Source organism: Parvibaculum sp. (genome assembly GCF_049651025.1).
Classification (GTDB): Bacteria; Pseudomonadota; Alphaproteobacteria; order Parvibaculales; family Parvibaculaceae; genus Parvibaculum.
Map to the genome: position 1 here is coordinate 1 of NZ_JBASBH010000046.1, position 18283 is coordinate 18283.

At 61.1% G+C, this 18283-nt stretch carries 19 protein-coding genes; 6 read left to right on the forward strand and 13 right to left on the reverse strand.

What is annotated here, in order from left to right; all coding sequences use genetic code 11:
- Both WA943_RS05895 and WA943_RS05900 read right to left on the reverse strand, forming a co-directional pair.
- On the reverse strand, window positions 1–972 hold a 972-nt coding region (locus tag WA943_RS05895), incomplete at its 3' end, for an acyl-CoA dehydrogenase family protein (protein WP_424468925.1).
- Between the two features lie 199 nt (window positions 973–1171).
- A complete protein-coding gene (locus WA943_RS05900; RefSeq protein WP_424468926.1) occupies window positions 1172–2161 on the reverse strand; it encodes a nicotinate-nucleotide--dimethylbenzimidazole phosphoribosyltransferase in 990 nt (329 codons plus the stop codon).
- A 70-nt stretch (window positions 2162–2231) separates the two neighbouring features.
- Between WA943_RS05900 and WA943_RS05905 the strand changes: the two genes are divergently transcribed.
- The 3 genes from WA943_RS05905 to WA943_RS05915 all read left to right on the forward strand — a co-directional run bounded on the left by WA943_RS05905 (window position 2232) and on the right by WA943_RS05915 (window position 4386).
- A complete protein-coding gene (locus WA943_RS05905; RefSeq protein WP_424468927.1) occupies window positions 2232–2474 on the forward strand; it encodes a DUF1289 domain-containing protein in 243 nt (80 codons plus the stop codon).
- 2 nt (window positions 2475–2476) lie between these two features.
- Window positions 2477–3874, forward strand: a complete 1398-nt coding sequence (locus WA943_RS05910) for a peptide MFS transporter (protein ID WP_424468928.1) — start codon at window positions 2477–2479, stop codon at window positions 3872–3874.
- A gap of 224 nt (window positions 3875–4098) precedes the next feature.
- Complete coding sequence (locus tag WA943_RS05915) at window positions 4099–4386, forward strand: GIY-YIG nuclease family protein (protein WP_424468929.1); 288 nt, start codon at window positions 4099–4101, stop codon at window positions 4384–4386.
- Between the two features lie 119 nt (window positions 4387–4505).
- On the opposite strand, the gene WA943_RS05920 is transcribed toward WA943_RS05915, so the two are convergent.
- The 4 genes from WA943_RS05920 to cobA form a co-directional block, all read right to left on the reverse strand.
- Window positions 4506–5741: a hypothetical protein gene (locus WA943_RS05920; protein WP_424468930.1), complete on the reverse strand. Its 1236-nt coding sequence runs from the start codon at window positions 5739–5741 to the stop codon at window positions 4506–4508.
- A 121-nt stretch (window positions 5742–5862) separates the two neighbouring features.
- A complete protein-coding gene (locus tag WA943_RS05925; RefSeq protein ID WP_424468931.1) occupies window positions 5863–6369 on the reverse strand; it encodes an AAA family ATPase in 507 nt (168 codons plus the stop codon).
- A 14-nt stretch (window positions 6370–6383) separates the two neighbouring features.
- Window positions 6384–6599 carry an alkylphosphonate utilization protein gene (locus WA943_RS05930; RefSeq protein ID WP_424468932.1) on the reverse strand — a complete coding sequence of 72 codons (216 nt, stop codon included), beginning with the start codon at window positions 6597–6599 and terminating at the stop codon, window positions 6384–6386.
- Window positions 6600–6672: 73 nt separating this feature from the next.
- A complete protein-coding gene (gene cobA, locus WA943_RS05935) occupies window positions 6673–7566 on the reverse strand; it encodes a uroporphyrinogen-III C-methyltransferase (RefSeq protein WP_424468933.1) in 894 nt (297 codons plus the stop codon).
- A 222-nt stretch (window positions 7567–7788) separates the two neighbouring features.
- Here cobA and WA943_RS05940 point away from each other — a divergent pair, with 222 nt between their 5' ends.
- Together WA943_RS05940 and WA943_RS05945 are read left to right on the forward strand one after the other, a co-directional pair.
- Window positions 7789–8499, forward strand: coding sequence for a retropepsin-like aspartic protease family protein (locus WA943_RS05940; protein WP_424468934.1), 711 nt, complete (start codon window positions 7789–7791; stop codon window positions 8497–8499).
- Window positions 8500–8612: 113 nt separating this feature from the next.
- Window positions 8613–10112 carry a phosphomannomutase/phosphoglucomutase gene (locus tag WA943_RS05945; RefSeq protein WP_424468935.1) on the forward strand — a complete coding sequence of 500 codons (1500 nt, stop codon included), beginning with the start codon at window positions 8613–8615 and terminating at the stop codon, window positions 10110–10112.
- 154 nt (window positions 10113–10266) lie between these two features.
- Here the strand turns inward: WA943_RS05945 and dusA are convergent, their stop codons facing one another.
- Window positions 10267–11256, reverse strand: a complete 990-nt coding sequence (gene dusA, locus WA943_RS05950) for a tRNA dihydrouridine(20/20a) synthase DusA (RefSeq protein ID WP_424468936.1) — start codon at window positions 11254–11256, stop codon at window positions 10267–10269.
- 63 nt (window positions 11257–11319) lie between these two features.
- On the reverse strand, window positions 11320–11460 hold the full coding sequence (locus tag WA943_RS05955; RefSeq protein ID WP_424468937.1) for a hypothetical protein: 141 nt from the start codon (window positions 11458–11460) through the stop codon (window positions 11320–11322).
- Window positions 11461–11673: 213 nt separating this feature from the next.
- On the opposite strand from WA943_RS05955, the gene WA943_RS05960 reads away from it, so the two are divergent.
- Window positions 11674–11862, forward strand: a complete 189-nt coding sequence (locus WA943_RS05960; protein WP_424468938.1) for a hypothetical protein — start codon at window positions 11674–11676, stop codon at window positions 11860–11862.
- Window positions 11863–11882: 20 nt separating this feature from the next.
- Here WA943_RS05960 and WA943_RS05965 read toward each other — a convergent pair whose 3' ends face one another.
- From WA943_RS05965 to WA943_RS05985, 5 genes are all read right to left on the reverse strand, one after another.
- Window positions 11883–13343: a flavin-containing monooxygenase gene (locus tag WA943_RS05965; RefSeq protein WP_424468939.1), complete on the reverse strand. Its 1461-nt coding sequence runs from the start codon at window positions 13341–13343 to the stop codon at window positions 11883–11885.
- Between the two features lie 215 nt (window positions 13344–13558).
- Window positions 13559–14218 carry an OmpW/AlkL family protein gene (locus tag WA943_RS05970; RefSeq protein ID WP_424468940.1) on the reverse strand — a complete coding sequence of 220 codons (660 nt, stop codon included), beginning with the start codon at window positions 14216–14218 and terminating at the stop codon, window positions 13559–13561.
- 126 nt (window positions 14219–14344) lie between these two features.
- Entirely contained in the window at window positions 14345–15775 is a 1431-nt protein-coding gene (mltF, locus tag WA943_RS05975) for a membrane-bound lytic murein transglycosylase MltF (RefSeq protein WP_424468941.1), read from the reverse strand.
- 106 nt (window positions 15776–15881) lie between these two features.
- A complete protein-coding gene (locus tag WA943_RS05980) occupies window positions 15882–17111 on the reverse strand; it encodes an acyl-CoA dehydrogenase family protein (RefSeq protein WP_424468942.1) in 1230 nt (409 codons plus the stop codon).
- 39 nt (window positions 17112–17150) lie between these two features.
- Entirely contained in the window at window positions 17151–18275 is a 1125-nt protein-coding gene (locus WA943_RS05985; RefSeq protein WP_424468943.1) for an acyl-CoA dehydrogenase family protein, read from the reverse strand.
- Between the last annotated feature and the right edge of the window lie 8 nt (window positions 18276–18283).

Sequence of the window (18283 nt, forward strand, 5' to 3'; positions counted from 1 at the left end):
CTCGGTGCCCTTGATCTTGAGGATCGAGGCTTCCGGCCCGGGGCCGCGGCCCTTGCTTTCAGCGGCAAGCGTACGCAGTTCGGTCACTTCGAGTGCCGAGAGATCAATCTCAAGCTCGGCAACCTTGCGCGCGAACTCGTCGGTTTTGATGAGCGGCTCGCCATCCATCAATTCGGCGGTCGCAATCGACTTCAGCTTTTCGATGGCCTTCTTCGAACGCGCAACGCCTGCAATGCCAGAACGCTCGTTGCCGAGCAGGAACTTCGCGTAGGTCCAGCCCTTGTTCTCTTCGCCGATCAGATTGTCGACGGGCACTTTCACATCTTCGAGGAAGACTTCGTTCACTTCATGCGCGCCATCCATCGTGATGATGGGGCGAACGGTGATGCCCGGCGTCTTCATGTCGATCAGCAGGAAGGAGATGCCTTCCTGCGGCTTCGACGTCGGATCGGTACGAACGAGGCAGAACATCCAATCGGCATATTGCGCCAGCGTCGTCCAGATCTTGTGGCCGTTGACGACATAATGGTCGCCGTCGCGCACGGCGCGCGTCTTGAGGCCCGCGAGATCGGAACCGGCGCCCGGCTCGGAATAGCCCTGGCACCACCAATCGTCGCCGGAAAGAATGCCGGGCAGGAAGCGCTTCTTCTGCTCTTCATTGCCGTAATTGAAGATCACCGGACCGACCATGGCGAGGCCGAAGGGCAAGAGCGGCTGCGTCTCGGCGCGCGCATTCTCTTCGTTCCAGATGTAGCGCTGCGTGATCGACCAGCCCGTGCCGCCATATTGCGTCGGCCAATGCGGCACGACCCAGCCCTTCTTGTGAAGGATGCGGTGCCATTTGAGGATGTCGTCCTTCGTCATCTCGCCGCGCGTGCGGCGCGACTTCAGGTCTTTGGGGTAGTTGTCGGCAATGAAAGTGCGAACTTCATCGCGGAATGCGAGATCTTCCGGGGAAAAGCTCATATCCATTGGGTGACCTCCAGATCGGCAAGGCGTGGCGCATCGGGCGCTGCGACGGTGCTGGAAAATGCAATGACGGACCGGCGCGAGGGATCGCCCAGCCACCTTATTTTGGCGGTGATATTAGCTAGGCGAGCGCTCGTTGCAAGGCCAACGGACGCAGAGGAATGAACGGCGCGCTGTGCACCCATGGACCGCCGGGCGATACTCAATGCGTACCGAGCTGCTCGCGGGTCGCCATGCCAGCATGAGTTGCAGCGGCGGCCTTGATGAGCCCGACTGCGAGAGCCGCGCCGGAACCGTCGTCAAGCCCTATCCCCAGATCGAGAAGCGGACGTTTTCCAAGCGCTGCCAGCAACCTGTCATGCGGCGCGGTGCCGGAGCGATGGGCGGCGAGGCAATGATCGAGCGCGGTCGGCTCGGCGCGATGTAGAACGGCGGCGGCGGCGCAGGCGACAAAACCGTCAAGCAAAACGGGGATACGCTGGAAGCGGGCGGCGATGATCGCGCCCGCTACGGCGGCCAGATCGCGGCCGCCGATGCGGCGAAGGATTTCGAGCGGGTCCTTGAGCGCATTTCCGTGAAATTCGAGCGCGAGTTCGATCGCCGCGATATGTGAGGGATCATCCGTCCAGTCGGAGGGCTTGCCGCCGAAGAGGGCGCAGGCGATGGCGGCCGCCACGAGCGAGTTACCCCCGCCTGCCGCGCCAACGCAGAGAAGGTCGGTGCCGCCTGCAATCGATTCCATCCCGAAGGCCATGGTGGCCGCGCAGGCCTGCTCGGTGAAGGCGGCGTCCACGCAGATGTCGGGCGTGGGGATATCCAGCGCCAGATCGAAAACTTTCAATCCTGCATCTTCAGCGAGCGCCAGCTGATTGACCCCTGCCCCGCCTGCGGCAAAAAGCTCGACCTGCTCGCGCGTCTCGGCGGCTTGCGGGCCGAGGGGCACGCGTTTGGCGACTGCGTGGTTTGCGGCAAAGATAGCGACCAATGGACGATTGACCGAAGGCCGCGAGATCGCCTGCCAACGTGCCAGAAACTGGACGATCTCTTCCAGACGGCCAAGACTGCCGACAGGCTTTGCCAGCGTTGCATTGCGGGCGCGCACCGTCTCGACCGCATCCTCGTCAGGCGCGGGGAGCGTATCGAGCAGATTGCGAATATCGTCGAAGGGCATGCCGGTGAGCGGGCGGGTCATTTAATTTCTCGGCGTTTGGAGGCTATTTCCTATACCCTGCCCTTCTCCTGGAGAGAACCGGAAAGACGCCTTGACCATCGCGCCGCCCATTTCTTCGCCCTGCATCGACATTTGCGAGCTGGACCCCAACGGTATTTGCACTGGATGCGCCCGCACGGTGCGCGAGGTCGCCTGCTGGGGCGCGCTGAGCGAGGCCGACCGGCGCGACATCATGAGCGAATTGCCCGCGCGCATCGAGGCACTGGGCGAAAAGGCCGCAGCGCCGGAAGAAGCGCTGGCGCTGATCGAGGCCGTTCTCAAGAGGCGAGCCTGAACGTGACAGCTTCCGCCGCCTCATCCGACGCGCGCAACGCTGACTTTCTCGGCCATCCCAAAGGCCTGACTTTTCTTTTCGGTACGGAGATGTGGGAGCGCTTTTCCTATTATGGAATGCGCGCGCTTCTCGTTCTCTACATGGTCAAATATCTGCTGCAGCCGGAAAATGCAGACAATGTGCTCGGCTATGGCGCGATCAAGGCAGCGTTTGAATTTCTGCTCGGGCCGCTTGGCGTGCAGCCGCTCGCCTCGACGATTTACGGCTTCTATACGGGGCTCGTCTATCTGACGCCGGTTTTCGGCGGACTCATTGCCGACCGCCTGCTCGGGCGGCGGCGCACCATCATCATCGGCGCGGTGCTGATGGCCATCGGTCACTTCATGATGGCGTTCGAGCATCTTTTCTTTTTCGCGCTGCTGATGCTCATTCTCGGCAATGGCGCATTCAAGCCGAATATTTCAAGTCAGGTCGGCATGCTTTACGCGCCGGGCGACCAGCGACGCGACCGGGCCTATTCGATTTTCTATGTCGGCATCAATCTCGGCGCATTTCTCGCGCCGTTCGTCTGCGGCACGCTGGGCGAAGAAAAAGGCTGGCATTACGGCTTCGGCGCCGCAGGCGTCGGCATGATCATTGCGCTCGGCGTCTATCTCTGGGGCACGCGCTCGCTGCCGATCGACAATGTGCCAAAGCGCGGCGCGGCACGGGTCCGGCGCGAAAAGCTGACGCGGGAGGACTGGCGCGCGATTGCGTCGCTGCTCGTCCTCTGCGTCTTCGTCACATTCTTCTGGGCGACCTATGAGCAGCAGGGGAACACGATCGCGCTCTGGGCGGATGGATATACGAACCGCTCAATCAATCTTCTCTTCTGGCAGGGCGAGATTCCGACGACTTGGTTTCAGGCCTTCAACCCTTTCATGATCTTCGCCTTCACGCCTTTCATCATCGCGCTCTGGACGTGGCAGGCAAAGCGCGGGCGCGAACCTTCGACCATCGTCAAGATGGCGCTGGGCTGCCTTGGCGTTGCGCTTGCCAATCTCATCATGGTCGGCGCGGCATGGGACGCGGAGAGCGGCGCGAAGGCCAGCGCCTTGTGGCTCGTCGCCTATTTCGCCATCGTGACGACGGGCGAACTCTATCTCTCGCCCATCGGGCTTTCGCTCGTATCCAAGATCGCGCCTGCCTCGATCCTGTCGATGCTGATGGGCGTGTGGCTGCTCACCAATTTCACCGGCAATCTGCTGGCGGGCTATCTCGGCAGTTTCTGGAGCAGCATGGCGAAGGCCGATTTCTTTCTGATGATCGCCGCGATTGCGGGCGCGGCTTCGGTGGCGATATGGATTTTCGACAGGGTGCTGACGCGGCGGCCCGCGACGTCAGCCGAAGCGAGCGCGTGAGATGGTTTCACCGGTCCCGTTTTATTTTCTGCGTCATGATGAGCGCTGAAGATGTGGAAAGATGGGTCCCGGGAACGAGTCCCGGGACGACGTCAATGGGTTTGGTGCAGGTCCTTGGTTCGCTCGCGAGTGCTTTGATGGCGTTGAGATAATCGAATGCATATCCGCACATTCAGTGTCGTCCCGGGACTCGTTCCCGGGACCCATGGACTTCACGGCAGCCAGTGAGTTATTTCGTCTACATCCTCGCGAGCCGCAGGAACGGCACGCTTTACATCGGCGTCACCAACAACATAGCGCGCCGCGTATGGGAACATCGCGAAGGGCATGGGTCGCAGTTTGCGAGGAAGTATGGTGTTCATCGGCTGGTTTATATGGAGCTATTTGACGATATCGAGCATGCCATCCCGCGCGAGAAGACGATGAAGGAATGGCCGCGTGCGTGGAAGGTCCGCACGATTGAAGCGGCCAATCCGGAGTGGAATGATTTATATGCGGTGCTGAACGGATAGGCCCGTGGGTCCCGGGAACAAGTCCCGGGACGACGATACCGGGCGGCGCAGGTGTGGCGCGGGAGAAAGTAAGGCCCCTCACCCAACCCTTTCCCCTGAGGGGAGAGGGCTTTTAGGCTTCAGAAAAGAGAACTGTATTCAATCGCGTTGCGCGTTTCGCGCTCGCGGATGGAGAAGCCGCGGTCGATGAGGGCTTTTTCGAGGGTGGGCATGTGTTCGGCGCCCCAGGGGATGATGATCGTATTATGCGTGGCCAGCGCCTTATCGAGTGAGGCAATGAGCTTGGCGTTGCGTTTGTCAATGATGTCAGCATAGACGGTGTTGACGTCTTTTTCCGTGTAGTGATCGTTCATCGCACCGATGCGGCGGAAGGCTTGCCAGATCGAGTCGCTTGAATAAATCTCGCCGATCTCGGTGAGGAAGCGGATGGTGACATCGGAAAATTCGGAGACGTCGATATCGGCATGCATGACGGCGTCTGCGACTTGCGGCGCGCTGTCCGACGTGGCGGATTTTTCCGCTTCGGCTTTCATCCATGCGGCCTGGATGCCGGATTGTTCTTCCAGACCCAGAACCTTTGCGACGCGGTTGTAGCTGAATTTTCCAGACAGGCGCCCTTCCCTGTCGGAGACGCCTTCGGCGAGGACCACCGCACCGGGCGGAAAGCTCGCGAAGAGGTCGCGGTAAAATTTCGCTTCGCCGATATGGATCATGCCGACGAGGCGCACGGTCTTGTCGCTCCTGGCAAATTCGGCCTGCATGACGTCGATGCCTTTTGCGGTGAAGTGGATATAGCCGCCAGTCTGTTTCTCGAGCGTCACCGTCAGAAGCAACGCGCCGATGACGGGGAGCAGAATTGCGAAAGCAACGGTCGTGACGCCAAGCGCGATCAATGTGCGTCGCAGAAGATGCGTTTTCGTCGGCAGGTCAGCAGCTTGTAAATATCGGCGGCCGGTCTGGCGCAGCACGCCCGAGACGGCGGCCACAAAAAGCGCGAGCTGCAATACAACCGTGAGAAAATTCATCAGCCGCGCTTCGGGCGCGAAAGTGAATGGCGGCGCGCCGATGCCCGCCCAGAGCGCGAAGATGACGAGCGGCAGGAAAATGCGCTTCGGCAGATGGGGTACGAAAATCAGCAAGAGGAGCATCAATGGCGAGGCGAGGAACACCACAATCGCGACGATGTTGCGAAGGTCGCCAAGGCTGGTAACACCGATGAGCGATCGCAGCATTTCATCGAGAGTGGAAATTGCCGCGTCGAGACCGAAGCTGAAGAGATAGAGATTGGCGAAGAACACGCTGGCCACAAGGAGCGGATTGCGGCGCGAAAAGGCGTCGGTGTTTGCATCGGTCAAGCGCTTGTCCTCTCGGATACGGAATCGCGTTGTTCAACGTAACGCAGGAAGCGGAAGATGGCTGCATGGATTGGAGGCTGACGCCCCCTCACCCAACCCTTTCCCCGGAGGGGAGAGGGCTTCAGGATGGAATGTGGAGATGCGCCCGCAATGCGGCCAGCGATGCGTCGGGGGCTGATGAGGCTGTGTCGATGACGATGTGATCGCGCGTCCAGGGGTGGTATTCGCGCGAGACGACATCGGCCCATGTCGGAAGTTGCCAGCCGGGAAGTTCTGTCGCGCGCGTTTCGATGCGGCGGCGATGTTCGGCCTCGTCGGAGCAGATGAATTCGACTTCGATGAAAGGCGCAGCCGCGCGGGCCGCGACATCGCGCCATGCGGCGCGCGTCAGCTCCAGCGGGTTCACGCTGTCGGCGACGACAATGCGGCCGAGGCGCAGATTGTCTTGCGCCAGCGCATAGGCGACGAGATAGCCAGCATCGTCCAGACGCGTGACGCCGAGGCTTGAGTTCAGGATGGCGTGTTCGATGGTGTCGATGCGCAAGTGAACGGCGGCAAGCTCGCTTGCAAGGGCGCGAGCGATGGTCGTTTTTCCGGTGCCGGGCAATCCGCCGAAGATGACGAGCATGCCCTGCCCTCCGCTCAGGCTTTTTTCAGGAATTCGGTTTTGAGGACGAGGCCCTTCACCTTTTCAGCATTGCATTCGATGAGGCCTGCATCGCCGGTGAGGCGAATGTTCTTCACGATGGTGCCGCGCTTCAGCGTGACGGAGGTGCCTTTTACCTTCAGGTCCTTGATGACCATGACGCTATCGCCGTCTGCGAGGATATTGCCGTTGCTGTCTTTTACGTCGGTCATTTGGGAGTCCAATCGGAAGAAAAGAAGGATGGCCCGATCAAGTCGAGCCATGACGGATGGGGAGGAGGTATCGTCAGCCTACGTCTTTTTCCGCGCGGGTATCGAGCGGGTCGCGCTTCAGGATACGACCTTCCAGCGCGCCGAGCCAGTCGAGGCCGGCGCGGAGGCGGACGACTTCGCCGATGACGATGATGGCGGGCGCCTTGAAGTTTGCGGCGGCGACATCGGCGGCGGCGGTGGCGAGCGTGGTTTCGAGGACCTGCTGGTCCTTCAGCGTCGCGTTGCGCACAAGCGCCACGGGCTCGTCGGCGCGGCGACCGTTCGAGATCAACAGCTCGGCAATCTTTTGGAGATGCGAGAGCGCCATGTAGAGAACGATGACGGGCGAGCCCTTGGCGATGGAGGGCCAGTCGAGATTTTCCGGCACGGCGCCGCCTGCCATATGGCCGGTGACGAAGGTGACGGCGTGATTTGTGTCGCGATGCGTGACGGGGATGCCTGCATAGCCGAGGCCGCCTATGCCCGCCGTGACACCCGGCACGATGCGGAAGGGAATGCCCGCATCGACCAGCGCCAGCGCCTCTTCGCCGCCGCGCCCGAAGACGAAGGGATCGCCGCCCTTGAGGCGCAGCACGCGCTTGCCCTTGCGGGCGAGTTCGACAAGACGGGCTGATATGTCGCGCTGCTTCGGGCTCGGCTTGCCGCCGCGCTTGCCGGAATATTCAAGCGTCGCATGCGGATTGGCGAACTGGAGCACGGTTTCGTCGACCAGCGCGTCGTAGACGACGACGTCGGCATGGGCGAGCGCATTGATTGCATGAAGCGTCAGCAAGCCCGGATCGCCGGGGCCAGCGCCGACAAGCCAGACCCAGCCCGGCTCGAAAGCGGGCAAGGCGAGACGGGAAGCGGCGGCTGTGCCTGCATCCTGTGTCCTGCTTGCCAGATTGACGATCTTGCCGTCGGTCATTTTACTGTCAACTTATGGTATTTATGGACCGAGCTTAGCTTAGCATGTAAATAGGGGCTCGTCTTTCAATTACCATGTCACTCCGGCCTTGTCGCTGCGCTCAGGTGCGGCGGATTCAGCAATTGTGGTTTCTGGATCCCGGCACAAGGCCGGGATGACAATCTATTTGCGACGTGAAGAAGTATTCAGATGTTGGTGACGGTTCTCACATAGGTTTTCCCCATGAGGCAGAACAACTGGACATGGGCGGCGCTGGCGCTGCTCGGGCTTGTCGCCCTTCTCTACTATCTCAACAGCCGCTTTCCGGGCGCGCTGGCCGATGAGAACGGGAAGATGCGCCTTGTCTATGGGGTTGGCTGGCTGCTGCTGATCGGGTCGAGCTTTGCTGTCGGCTGGCGGCACAATGCGGGGCTGGCGCTAAAGCAGATGCTGGCCTGGACCGCCATCGGCTTCATGCTGATCGTCATCTACAGCTACAAGGACGATCTGCTTGGCGTCGGGCATCAGCTTGGCGGGCGCGTCGCCTCGTCGCTGATGCCGACAAAGCCGGTGCAGGGCGCGCCGGGCGTCGTCTATCTCTCGCGCAATGCACGCAGCGGGCATTTTCATGTCGATGCGCTGGTCAACGGCACGGTGGTGAGCTTTCTCGTCGATACGGGCGCGAGCGATGTTGCGCTTTCGAGCGACGATGCGCGGCGGCTCGGCTTCGACGTCAACAAGCTCAACTACAACGTGCCCTATCAGACGGCCAATGGCGTGACCATGGCGGCACCGGTCACGCTGGACGAGATCAAGATGGGCGATATCGTCGTGCGCAATGTGCGGGCCTCGATCGGGCGCGGGAATATGAATATGTCGCTGCTCGGCATGAGCTTCCTCAATCAGATCGGCAGTATCGAGGTCAAAGGCGACCGGCTGGTGCTGCGGCAATAATTCGTGCAGACGTGGATGCACTTGCCACAAACTCCCCCTAATCAAACGGCAAAGACGCGCGCGGAACCGCTATAAGGTGTCTGCTGATTTGCTTTGCCCTGAGGAGACCCTTGATGCTTGCCAAGCCGCGCGCGGACCTGAAGCCCAATACGTATGAGTTCGAGACCTTGCCGCTGGTCGCGCCATCCGGCTTTCGCGAATATGACGCGCGCTGGCTTTATCCCGAGCAGATCAACCTTGTCGGCATTCAGGCGCTGGGGCTGGGGCTTGGTACGCTGATCCGCGAAATGGGCGTGAAGCCAGCGATTGCGGTCGGCCATGACTATCGGTCCTATTCAAGCTCGATCAAGCATTCGCTGATCATCGGATTGATGACGGCGGGTTGCGAGGTGCATGACATTGGTCTTGCGCTGTCGCCGGTCGCCTACTTCTCGCAATTCGCGCTCGACGTGCCTTGCGTCGCCATGGTGACGGCGAGCCATAATGAAAATGGCTGGACGGGCGTGAAGATGGGCGCGCAGAGGCCGCTGACATTCGGGCCGGATGAAATGTCGCGGCTGAAGGAGATCGTGCTTTCGGGCGCGTTCAAGGAAGCGAGCGGCGGCAAATATATTCATGTGGCGGATATGGCAGAGCGCTATATCGCCGATCTGACCGAACGCGCGCCGATCAAGCGCAAGCTTCGCGTGGTGGCGGCTTGCGGCAATGGCACGGCGGGGGCTTTTGCGCCGAAGGTTCTGGAAGGCATCGGCTGCGAGGTGATCCCACTCGACTGCACGCTCGACTATACGTTCCCGCGCTATAATCCGAACCCGGAAGATATGGCGATGCTCCATGCGCTCCGCGACAAGGTGCTGGCGGAAGGCGCGGATGTCGGCCTCGGTTTCGACGGCGACGGGGATCGCTGCGGCGTTGTGGACGATACGGGCGAGGAAATTTTCGCTGACAAGGTGGGCGTGATGCTCGCGCGGGATCTTTCGGCGCAGATTCCGAATGCGCAATTCGTGGTGGACGTGAAATCGACGGGGCTGTTCCTCACCGATCCGGTGCTGATCGCCAATGGCGCGAAGACGGATTACTGGAAGACCGGCCATTCATACATTAAACGCCGCGCGCATGAGCTGAACGCGCTGGTGGGCTTCGAGAAATCCGGCCACTACTTTTTCAACCCGCCGATCGGGCGCGGCTATGATGACGGGCTGGTGTCCGCCATTGCGATTTGCGACATGCTGGATCGCAATCCGACGAAGAAAATGTCGGACCTGCGCGAGGCCCTGCCCAAGACATGGGGCTCGCCCACCATGTCGCCCTTCTGCCCCGACGAAGTGAAATATGACGTTGTGGATCGTATGGTGAAGCTCTTCACCGACATGCAGGCCAAGGGCGAGACGCTGGTCGGGCAGAAGATCCGCGATCTGGTGACGGTCAACGGTATTCGTGTGACAGTGGAAGACGGGACCTGGGGACTGGTGCGCGCATCGTCGAACAAGCCGGGACTTGTGGTGGTGGTCGAGAGCCCAGCGTCGGAAGCGAATATGCGCAAGATGTTCGAGGAGATCGATACGCGGCTTTCGGCAAACCCGGAGGTCGGGGAATACGATCAGCGGATTTGAGGCGGGCTCGGGGGCCTCGTCCTTCGAGACGGCCGCTTGCGCGGCCTCCTCAGGATGAGGAGTGGTGGCGGAGAATAGCTAACCCAAAACAAACAACCTCATCCTGAGGAGCGTGACGAAGCCGCGCGTCTCGAAGGATGGCCAGATATTCTGATCAGACAGCAGCAAGTTCCACGTCACGCGGGACCAGCGCCATTGCGTCGCGGATAACCTCTGCGCCTGCATCCTTGCGCGGGGCGTTTTCCGAGATGTGGCGGCGGAAGGCGCGGGCGCCGGGGAGGCCCTGGAAGAGGCCGAGGATGTGGCGCGACATGGCGTGGAGATGCGTGCCGCGCGCGAGTTCGCGTTCGACGTAAGGCAGGAAACGCTCCAGCACTTCATGGCGCGAGGGCACGGGATGCGTGCCGCCATAGAAACGGCGGTCCACATCGGCGAGCACATAGGGCGTCTGATAGGCGGCGCGGCCGATCATGACGCCATCGACGTGGGCGAGATGCTCCGTCGCCTGATCGAGCGTGAGGACGCCGCCATTGACGATGATTTCCATGCCGGGCATCGCCACCTTCAGCGCATAGGCGCGGTCATATTCGAGCGGCGGCACGTCGCGGTTTTCTTTCGGGGAGAGGCCTTCGAGCCAGGCCTTGCGCGCATGAACGATCAGCGTCTTGCAGCCTTCGTTCCAAACGGCATTGGCCATGGCGGGCAAGGCGATTTCCGGGTCCTGCTCATCGACGCCGATGCGGCACTTCACGGTGACGGGAACGGAGACGGCCTTGCGCATCGCGGCGACGCATTCGGCGACGAGCTCAGGCTCGCGCATCAGACAGGCGCCGAAACGGCCGGACTGCACACGGTCTGACGGGCAACCGACATTGAGGTTCACTTCGTCATAGCCGAAATCTTCGGCGATGCGCGCGGCCTCGGCGAGAGCGGCAGGCTCGGAGCCGCCAAGCTGCACGGCAATCGGGTGCTCGGCAGCATCGAAGCCGAGCAAATGCTCGCGGTCGCCATGAATGACGGCGCCGGTCGTGACCATTTCCGTATAGAGCAAAGCGCGAGACGTGATGAGGCGCAGGAAAAACCGGTCGTGCCGGTCCGTCCAGTCCATCATGGGCGCAACGGAGATCGTTCGTTTCATCGTCATCGCTAAATCAGGCACAGCCGTTTCGCGCCTCCGCCAGAAGACGGAGGCGCGTATCGCAAATGCTTACTTCTTGCCCTTCGGCGAAGTTTCGCCCTTGGCGTCGGCGGCAAAGACAGAACCGGTCGTGCCGGCGGCGATTTTCGCCTTCTTGTCCTGCTTCGGCTTCTTCTTTTCCTTGTTACTTCTCATCTGACCTTTGGCCATGATGGATCTCCTTTTTTGGCGCAATTTGCGCTGCGAATCATCGGCCTACACTAGCCCCGAGCAGCAGGCCTCGCTGTGGATATTTTGGCGAATATACGGCTAATTACCGATAAACCTTGCGGTTTTGGCCTCGCGGCCTCATATATGGACCTTCTCAAGCAGCGATTACATCGCGATGCACGTGCCGACAGGTGCGGCACAGGAGTACCCCTTATGGGAAATCACAAGTTCAAAGTCGGTGAAATGGTCGAGTTTCACCCCGGCGGATCTTATCTCGCAAAAACGCGCGGCCAATACACTGTCGTACGCCTCCTTCCCTCGGAAGGCGCAGGTTACCAGTATCGCGTGAAAAACGTGACCGATGGCCACGAGCGGATCGTGCGCGAAGGCCAGATCGACTGATACCTTCGCGCTTCGAACCTTCAGCCCACCAACGAATATTCGTCCAGATCGAGCTGGCGCATCTGCCACCAGTATTTTGCCGTGAAGCTCGACCAGTTGTTGGTCACTTTGCCTTCGGCGTTCTTGTACCAGCTTGAGCAACCGGCGGCCCAGACCGTCTTCTGCATGTCCTGCTGAAGCTCGTCGTTAAACGCATCTTCCGCCGTCTTCCGCACATCCAGCCAGCGCAGCTTCGGGTTCTTCAGCGCGTCGATCGCCTGCATGATGTAGTTGATCTGGCACTCGATCATGAAGATGATCGAGTTGTGGCCGAGATTTGTGTTCGGGCCATAAAGCATGAAGAAATTCGGGAAGCCCGACACGGCGACGCCGCGATGCGCTTCCGCGCCCTTCGCCCATACATCGTTCAAATCGCGACCGCCAAGGCCGAGAACCTTCATCGGCGCAAGGAAGGTCGTCGTCTCGAAGCCCGTCGAAAAGATGATCGTGTCGGCGGGATGCGACTTGCCGTCATGCGTGACGACGGCGTCGGCGGTGACGCGCGCAATCGGGCTTGTGACGGTTTCGCAATTTGGCTTTGCAATGGCCGGATACCAGTCGTTCGAGATCAGCACGCGTTTGCAGCCTGCCGGATAGTCCGGCGTCAGCACGGCGCGGAGCTTCGGATCGGCGATATATTTTTCCAGCTCCGCGCGCCCTGCCTTCTCGAAAAGCTTGCTGAAGAAGCTGTCCTTGATGAAAGCCAGATAGTTGCGCTCCAGCGTGAGATAGATCATCCAGCGGTGCAGCTTGACGGTCCAGGGGAAGCGCTGGAACATAGACTGCTCTCTGTCCGTATAGGGACGGTCATCCTTGGGCACGACCCAGTTGGGCGAGCGCTGGAAGATGGTGAGCTTTTTCACCTTGTCGACAATCTCGGGCACGAACTGGATGGCGCTTGCGCCATTGCCGATGACGACGACGTTCTTGTCCTTGAGGTCGTAGTCGTGGTCCCAGCGCGCGGAGTGGAACTGCTTGCCGGCAAAGCTCTCAAGACCTTCGACCTTGGGATAGGCCGGGCGGTTGAGCTGGCCCAGCGCGGAGACGACGACATTGGCCGTGATCTCTTCGCCCGCCACGGTGCGAATGTGCCAGAGGCCCGTTGCCTCGTCGAAGCGCGCATCGGCGACTTCCGTGTTGAAACGAATGAACGGGCGCAGGCCGTACTTCTTCGTCACGTGAAGCTGGTAGTCGTGAATTTCAGGCTGCTTGGCGAATTTGCGCGACCAGTCGAGCTTGGGCTCGAAGGAGAAGGAATAGAGATGCGAGGGCACGTCGCAGCCGGAACCGGGATAGACGTTGTCGCGCCAGGTGCCGCCGACATCGCTGCCTTTTTCGAGCACGACGAAACTGTCGATGCCTGCGCGGCGAAGCTGGATCGCCATGCCGAGACCGCCCATTCCGGCGCCCAGAATTGCGATCTGGACGGTTCTCGGGGTCACAACAGGCCCTGATTGGCTCAACGCTAACGACACGTGTCTCATCTCCCTTGGCTATTCAGCCGAATTCGCTCCAGACGGGGCGCGTGGCTCTTTAGGGTGTATCCCCTAGATTTATTACACCAGAGTCGAGCAGGCAACAATGAGGGGCGCAAGCCGCCGACCGCATGGGACCGGATGGCTGCGCCCCTCATATATCCGCAGTTTATCTCGCTATTTTAAAAGCGATAGCCGACGCCGACGCCAACGATCCAGGGATCAAGATCAGCCTTGGCTGTCACAGCGCCGCCGTTTACGGAAACGTCTGTGCGAAGGAAAATTTTCTTTACGTCGAGATTGAGCGACCAGGGGCCTGAAAGCGCATAGTCGACACCGGCCTGCAAGGCGTAGCCGATATGGTTCTTGTAGTCGACGCTGTTGATGCCGCCGCCCGGTGCGTCCTCGTTATAGAAGAACGTGTAGTTGAGGCCCGCACCGACATAGGGGCTGAGGCGCTCCTTCGGCATGAAGTGATATTGCAGCGTGAGCGTAGGCGGAAGCAGACTCACCTTGCCGAGGTTCACGCCGCCCGGCGTCCAGGTCACCTTGTGGCGCGTGGTGGCAGCGATCAGTTCGAGCGCGAGATTGTCGGTCAGGAAGTAGCTGACATCGAGTTCGGGAACGAGGTCGTTCGAGACATCGACGCTGCCGCCTGCGGACACGCTGGCATGGTCGCGGGGGACTGCGTAGATGCCGCGTGCGCGCAGCAGGATGTCGCCTGCGGCCTTTGCCTTGAAGCCTGCGTCGTCAGCCGAAGCAGGCACGGTGGCAAGCGCCGTGGCGCCGAGCAGCGCGGCGATGGCCATGCTTGCGAGTCTGGTCTTCTTGTTGCTGTGCATTGTCGTTCTCCATTGGCGGCACCGTTTGTCGGTGCTCGATCGCATGTGCCAATGTCGCGTAATATCCACTTTTTTATTGCGGCTATTATGTCGCAGCGCCTGTGAAGCGTTGTCACATAAGGGAGATTACTTATGTGCGTCGAGGATGTGCTTGTAGGCGCGAACCTGCTGCACGAAGCGCAGCGCCTGCCCGCCTTTTGCCGGACCGAATTTCAGCTCGGCGGCATATTCGGGCTTGTTGATCAGTGACAAGGCGCGACGCAGATCCGTCCAGCGGTTTTTGTTGAGGCCGAGGCGTTCGGCCAGCGCGCGGGCATCGAGGAGATGCGCGTAGCCCATATTATAGGCCGTGAGGGCGAACCAGAGACGGTCCGGCTCCTCGACGCCTTCGGGGATGCGGCTGCGCAGGTCGGCGATGTAGCGCGCACCTGCAAAGATGCTGTCGACGGGGTCGAGGCGGTCCTGCACGCCGAGATGATCGGCTGTGTCTTCGGTGAGCATCATGATGCCGCGCACGCCCGTGTGGCTGCGGGCATCGTGCTTCCAATGCGACTCCTGATAGGCGACGGCGGCGATCAACTGCCAGGGCAGGCCCGTCTCGCGGGCGGCGTCGCGCATCGCTTTTTCGTAATCGGGGAGCGTGTCCGATGCGGCGGCCTGAAAACTGCGCACATCGACATAATCGAAGGGCGGGAGAAAGCCGAAGAAGCGGCGTCCGGTTTCGGCGAGCGCGCCGGACTTCTTCATGCCGGCAAGCCAGGTCTTTGCAAATTCCGCCACATCCTGCGAGCCGGGGGCGGCGAACCATGCGACGGTCTCGTTCGCGCTGAGCGGGAAGGCTTCGACGAGTTCAGGGTAATAGGGATTGTTGACCTGAAGCTCCAGCGTATTGCCTGCCGTGCAATCAAGCGCGCCGCTTGCCACGCGCTCGAAAAGTTTTTCGACGGGCTCTTGCGCGGAGGCGATGGCCAGACCCTCGGTCTTTGCGGCGAGCGCGATGGCGGCATCGCCACCGGCGGTTCCCTCGCTCACCGCCATGTTGAGGCCGATCAGGTCCTTCGGCGTTTTGGGCAGCGGAATGTCGCGGCGGCAGATGACGAGTTCGCGGACGGTCTGGTCGTTGGGGGCGAAGGCGAATTGCGCGCGGCGTGCATCGGTGGCGACGAGGCCCGCGGCGACGATGTGGCCTTTTCGTTTTGCCAGAGCGGCAAGAAGCTCGGGCTCTGTCTCATAGGTGCGATATTCGACTTCGACGCCAAGCGCCTTGCCGAGTTGCTGCGTCAGCAGATAATCGAAGCCGGTCTGCCCTTCCGTGCCGAGATAATAGGTTGTCGGCGCGAGGCGCGTGAGGACGACGAGGCGGCCTTCCGCCTTGATGGCCGCAAGCCCTTGCGACACGGGGCGCACATAGCTCATGTAGAAAGCGGCATAGCCGACGGCAAAGGCGAGCAGCGCGGCGATGACGAGATATGGCATGCGCCGATTGCGCCAAGGCGGCATGAGCGCACGCCAGAGCGCCGCACGGGCTTCCATCGCCTTTCGCCAGAATTTCGACACGTCGCCCCGCCGCCTTGTTTCGCGGGCAACTTATCACGCGCCTCGTGACAAAAGAAAAGCCCGCGAGGCGTACCTCGCGGGCTCATGTTTCTGGACCGTCAGTTGGTTACTTGCCTTTGGGCGCCTGATTGAACGGCAGGTCCTTGTCGACGCGAATGTCCGACGGCATGCCGAGAACGCGCTCGGCAACGATGTTGCGCAGGATTTCGTCGGTGCCCCCCGCGATGCGGTAGCCTGCCGCGCCGAACCACTGTTCGGTATAGGCGCCTTCTTCAGCCGAAATCTTCCGGTCACGGATGATGCCGCCCATGTCCTGAAGGTCCATGCCGAAGGAGCCGAGGTCCTGCATCTTCTTGGCCGCGATGATCTTGGAGATCGAGCTTTCCGGCCCAGGGGTTTCGCCCTTGGACAAAGCGGTGAGCGTGCGGAAACGCGTGAACTTCAGACCCTGCGCCTGCACATACCAGTCGGCGATGCGCTCGCGCACGGCGCCATTGGCGATGGCGGGCTTGCCCTCGATCTCGGTGTTGCGGGCAAGCGCAATCAGCTCGGCAACGTCGGCATTGCCCTGGCTGCCGCCGACGGCGAGGCGCTCGTTCATCAGCGTCGTCAGCGCGACCTTCCAGCCGTCGCCGACCTTGCCGAGACGCTGGCTGTCCTTCACGCGGACATTGGTGAAGAAGACTTCGTTGAAGTTCGCATCGCCCGACATCTGCTTGATCGGGCGGACTTCAATGCCGGGGCTCTTCATGTCGATATAGAACATGGTGAGGCCCTTGTGCTTGGGCACAGTCGGATCGGTGCGGACGAGCACGATGCCGAAGTCGCAATAATGCGCGCCGGAGGTCCAGACCTTCTGGCCGTTGATGACCCACTCGTCGCCATCCTTCTCGGCCTTGGTGCGCAGACCGGCAACGTCGGAGCCGCCTGCGGGTTCGGAGAAAAGCTGGCACCAGATTTCGTCGCCGCGAACGGCGGGCTTCACATAGCGTTCCTTGGCGTCTTGCGGACCCCAGGTCATGAGCGTCGGGATGCACATGCCAAGACCGATGGCGAACACGCTGCCGGTGACGGCGTAGTTCGACTCTTCCTGGCCGTAGATCACGTTTTCAATCGTGGTGCCGCCACCGCCGCCCCACTCTTTCGGCCATGTGATGCAGGCGTAACCGGCTTCGGCCTTCTTCGCCTGCCAGGCCTTGGAGCGCTGAAGCAATTCTTCAAGCGTCTTTGCCTGCTCGGCGTCTTTCGCCTTCGACTTGCGAGTGGCGTTTGCATCGAGCCATGCGCGGACTTTCGCGCGATAGGCTGCTTCTTCTTTGGTGTCGTTGAAATCCATGGGTTTGTTCCCCGTATTGAAATTTGTTGGCGCGAGCGATCAGGCGGCGTTCTTGGCTTCGAGGCGCGTGGCGAGTTTTTCCTTCCACTGCGCGCTGCTGCCGATGGTGAGCGCCAGAAGTTTCGCCCGGCGATAATGGAACTGCGTGTCCGCTTCCCATGTGTAGCCAATGCCGCCATGCGTCTGGAGGCTTTCCTGCGCGGCAAAGACGTAGGCGTCGCTACCGGCGATCCGCGAGGCTGCCGCCGCTTCGGGCAATTCCGCGCCCTCGTCGTTCAGCATCATCGCGCCGAAATAGGCGTTCGACTTCGCCAGTTCCTTCTTCACATACATGTCGGCGAGCTTGTGCTTGATCGCCTGATAGGAGCCGATCTGGCGACCGAAGGCATAACGCTCCAGCGAATAGTCGCGCGCCATTTCAATGGCCGCTTCCGATCCGCCTACCTGCTCGAAGGCAAAGAGCACGGCCGCGCCGTCGAAGATGCGCGAAAGCTGCGACCAGCCATTGCCAGCCGGGCCCATGAGTTCGGCGGGCGCATCCTTGAAGGTGATCGTGGCATGCGAGCGCGTCGGGTCGATGGTGCGGAGCACTTCGCGCGTGACGCCAGCGCCGTTGAGATCGACGACAGCAAGCGAGATCGCCTGTTCGCCCGAACCGCCAGAATTGACGAGGACGACGGCAACGTCGGCGATATCGCCATCGGGCACCGGCAGCTTCGTGCCGTTGAGCTTGCCGCCTGCAAAGGCGGTTGTGATGTTGCGCGGGCTTGCGGCATGCGTGCCTTCGGAGACGGCGAGCGTGCCGATGATCTCACCGGCGGCGAGCTTCGGCAGCCAGTTCTGCTTCTGCGCCTCGGTGCCGTAAAGCTTCAACGCTTCGCTGGCGAGATAGACGGAGGACGAGAAAGGCGTGGCGACGACGGCGCGGCCAAGTTCCTCGGCGATCACGCAGAGTTCCAGCGCCCCGAGGCCGAGCCCGCCATATTCTTCCGGGATTGCCGTGCCGGTGAGGCCCATATCGACGAGGCCCTTCCAGACGTCTTTCGCATAAGCCTCATCGCCTTCGAGGATGCGCCGCGTGACGCTTAGCGGGCTCTTGTCGCCCAGAAATTTGCGAACCTGCTCCTTGAGCATTTTCTGGTCGTCGGAAAAATCGAAATTCATACTTCGTC